2 protein-coding genes are annotated in these 3,469 nt (G+C 75.1%); both read right to left on the bottom strand.

The window, feature by feature from the left end:
• Nucleotides 1-25: 25 nt before the first annotated feature.
• A complete protein-coding gene (locus tag CCN33_RS22910) occupies nt 26-1,021 on the bottom strand; it encodes a PAC2 family protein (protein WP_086695406.1) in 996 nt (331 codons plus the stop codon).
• Nucleotides 1,022-1,115: 94 nt separating this feature from the next.
• The coding region (locus CCN33_RS22915; RefSeq protein ID WP_208621850.1) for a hypothetical protein at nt 1,116-3,469 on the bottom strand (2,354 nt) is incomplete at its 5' end.

Raw genomic sequence — 3,469 nt, forward strand, 5'->3', positions numbered from 1 at the left:
CCGGCCGGGTACCGCCCCCGCTTTCTCAGTCCTCCGAGCCGTCCGGCTCGTCGCCGCCCTCGGACGCGCCCGGCGCCTCCGGCTTCGGGGGCTTGGGCGGACGGGTCCGGCCGCTCGGCGTGTCCCGGCGGTACGGCCCGCTCTCCGAACCGTCGGCCGTGGCATGGCCGCCGGGGCCGCCGACGTCCCGGCGCCGCAGGTACCGCTCGAACTCGCGCGCGATGGCCTCGCCGGACGCCTCCGGCAGCTCGGCGGTGTCGCGGGCCTCCTCCAGCGTCTGCACGTACTCCGCGACCTCGCTGTCCTCGGCCGCCAGCTGGTCCACGCCCGTCTGCCAGGCACGCGCGTCCTCGGGCAGCTCGCCCTGCGGTATACGCAGGTCGAGCAGGTCCTCGAGACGGTTCAGCAGCGCCAGCGTGGCCTTCGGGTTGGGCGGCTGGGAGACGTAGTGCGGCACCGCCGCCCACAGCGACACCGCGGGCACCCCGGCGTGCGTGCACGCCTCCTGGAGCACCCCGACGATGCCCGTGGGGCCCTCGTACTTGGTCTCCTCCAGGTTCATCCGGCGCGCCAGGTCACCATCGGAGGTGACCCCGCTGACCGGGACCGGGCGGGTGTGCGGGGTGTCGCCGAGCAGCGCGCCCAGGATCACCACCAGCTCCACGCCGAGTTCGTGGGCGAAGCCCAGCAGTTCGTTGCAGAACGAGCGCCAGCGCATCGACGGCTCGATGCCGCGCACCAGCACCAGGTCACGGGGCTTGTCCCCGCCGACGCGGACCACCGACAGCCGGGTCGTCGGCCAGGTGATCTTGCGTACGCCGCCTTCCATGAAGACCGTGGGGCGGTTCACCTGGAAGTCGTAGTAGTCCTCGGCGTCCAGCGCCGCGAACACCTCGCCCTTCCACTCGCGTTCCAGATGCCCGACCGCCGTGGAGGCGGCGTCACCGGCATCGTTCCAGCCCTCGAACGCGGCCACCATGACTGGGTCGATCAGCTCGGGAACACCCTCCAGCTCGATCACCCAGTGCCTCCTTCCGACGTGCTCTCGCCTGACCACCCAACCTTACGGCGTCCGACGGGAGCCTCAGCAGCCCCCTCACAAGGGGCTGAACGGATCACTGCCCCGAACCCCGGCCCGGAACACCCCGCGGCGGAGCCTGCTCCCAGGCACCGTCCACCGGGCCGCCCTGGCCCCGCACCCCTGCCCCGCCGCCCGCCAGGTGGGACTGGAGCCGCAGGTGCCGGAACTCGAAGCACGCGCCCGACCTGCGCAGCACACCCCGCCGGTGGGCGTCCTCCAAAAACGCCATCAGCCGCCACGGCAGCCGCCCGGTCACCGCCAGCCACACCCGCGCCACCGCGAACCGCCCCCAGGCGCTCAGCGCCAGCGCGGCCGCGCCCAGTGGCAGCCACAGCCGGGTCCCGACATGCGCCAGGCCGCCCCAGTCGCCGGGCAGCACCATCACCGGCACACAGACCAGCGCCACCAGCAGCGCCACCACCCCGGCCCGGGTGAACGACGCCGTCCGGTCCGTACGCAGCGACGAACCGGGGCCGGCCGCCCGCATGATGTCCGACGGCACGCTCAGCGCCCGGTACACCCCGCAGACACAGCCGCCCACCAGCCCGATCAGCATCCCGACGGCCACGAAGGGCGGCAGACAGCGCGCCAGCAGGCCGGTGGCCGGGCCCCGGGTGAGCCAGCCGCGGGCGGGCGCGGGCAGCACCGACCGCAGGTTCGCCGGGTACGCCTCGGTCGTGCCGCCGGTGAGCGCCAGCCGCACCGACACGACCCCCTCCCGCGACTCGAACGCCGTCCGCCGGGAGGTGAAGGGGCGGCACATACGGTCCTTCACCAGCGGGATCGTGCAGTCGGGGGGCTCGGCGTCGCCGGGGTAGGCGATGGGGCGGGCGCCGTCGCCGGGGATCAGCATCCGGCCGTGCAGCGGACGCGTGGTGACCGCCGTACGCACCCCGTCCCGCGACGCGAACCGCCAGCCGTCGATCTGCCGGCCCGCGAGGTCCTCCACGCCGGCCGACTTCAGCACCGTCACCCCGACCGCGGCCAGTCCGGCGGCCGTGCAGGCGGTGATGCCGATCAGCAGGGCGGCCGCGGTGCCGCGTACGGCGCCGGCCGCGAAACGCTGGCCGATCCGGCCCGCGCGGCCCGGATGCGGGCCGTCCTGCCGGTGGGTGCCGCTCACCAGCAGCGCGGTGCCCGCCGCCATGCAGGTAGTGCCGATCAGCGCGGTCCAGGGATCGCGCGAGGAGTCCAGCAGCACCGACCCCGCCGAACCCGCGCCGCCCAGCAGCACGGTCGCGCCCAGTACCCGGGCCACCGCCCGGCCCGCCGCGCCGCTCCACGGCAGGCCGAGGGGTGCCGGGCGCCGGGGGAGGCCGGCGATGCCGAAGAACAGGGTGAACAGCAGCGAGAACAGACAGCCGCCGAGCAGGTCCGGCATCCAGCCGTCGGTCAGCGTGCCGTAGCGGAAGCCGAACCGGAGGTCGTCGGTGCAGGCGAACGCCGCCCACAGCAGCCCGCTCACCAGCGCGGTGAGCAACGCCTGCCGCAGGATGAACCGTCTGCTCGGCAGGCCCCCGTCACGCGGCAGCAGACAGGCGGCGCCGAAGGCGAACCCGAGGGTCTGGCCGAACAGGGTGGCGCCCACCGAGACGACGTCCTCCGTCCCGGCCTGCCCGCCCGCCACCCGCGCCACCATCACCGGCAGCACCAGCAGGGCCTGCACGGCCAGTGCCAGCAGCCCCGGCGTGTAGACCCGCAGGGCGGCCGGCAGCATCGACTCCAGCTCCCACCAGGCGAGCCGCCCGGTGTCGCGGTGCTGCAACGCCCGCGCCAGCACGGTGAGCCTGCGCTCCGCCTCCACGGCGGCCTCCGGCCCGGAACCGGCGAACGCGGCCGGTACGAACGCCCCGAGCAGATGCTCCTCCACCGAGGCCACCGTGGGGAAACGCTTGATGTCCAGCAGCTCCCGCGGGTCACCGGAGGTGTCGCCGTAGACCGCGCGGGCCAGCGAGACCATCAGGGGAGTGGTGAGCGCCCGCGCCGGCGCCGAGCCGGGCCGCTCGCGCAGCTCCCGCAGGACGGGCGTCCACACCGTGGCCCGCGCGCCGTCCGCCGTCGGCAGGGGCCGGGCGGTGCGCTCCAGGTGGACGGCGGCCTCCTCCAGGTCGAGGGGCAGGAGTTCGACCACCTCGGCGGCGGTGAGCACGTCACCCTCGGCCACGGCCGTCGCCCACGCCTCCTTCCGGCTGGTCAGCAGCAGTGGCAGGTCGTCGTCCAGTTCGGCGTTGACCCGTCGCACGGCCTCCGCCCGGCCCGGTCGGGCCAGTTCGTCGAAGCCGTCCAGCACCGGCATGACCAGACCCGTGTCCAGCAGGGCGCGGGCGAGCGTGCGCTGCCCGTCGGGGGCGGCCAGCGGGGGGTAGTCGGCGGCCAGCCGCTCGGCGA

The organism is Streptomyces recifensis, from assembly GCF_002154615.1.
GTDB lineage: Bacteria > Actinomycetota > Actinomycetes > Streptomycetales > Streptomycetaceae > Streptomyces > Streptomyces griseoluteus.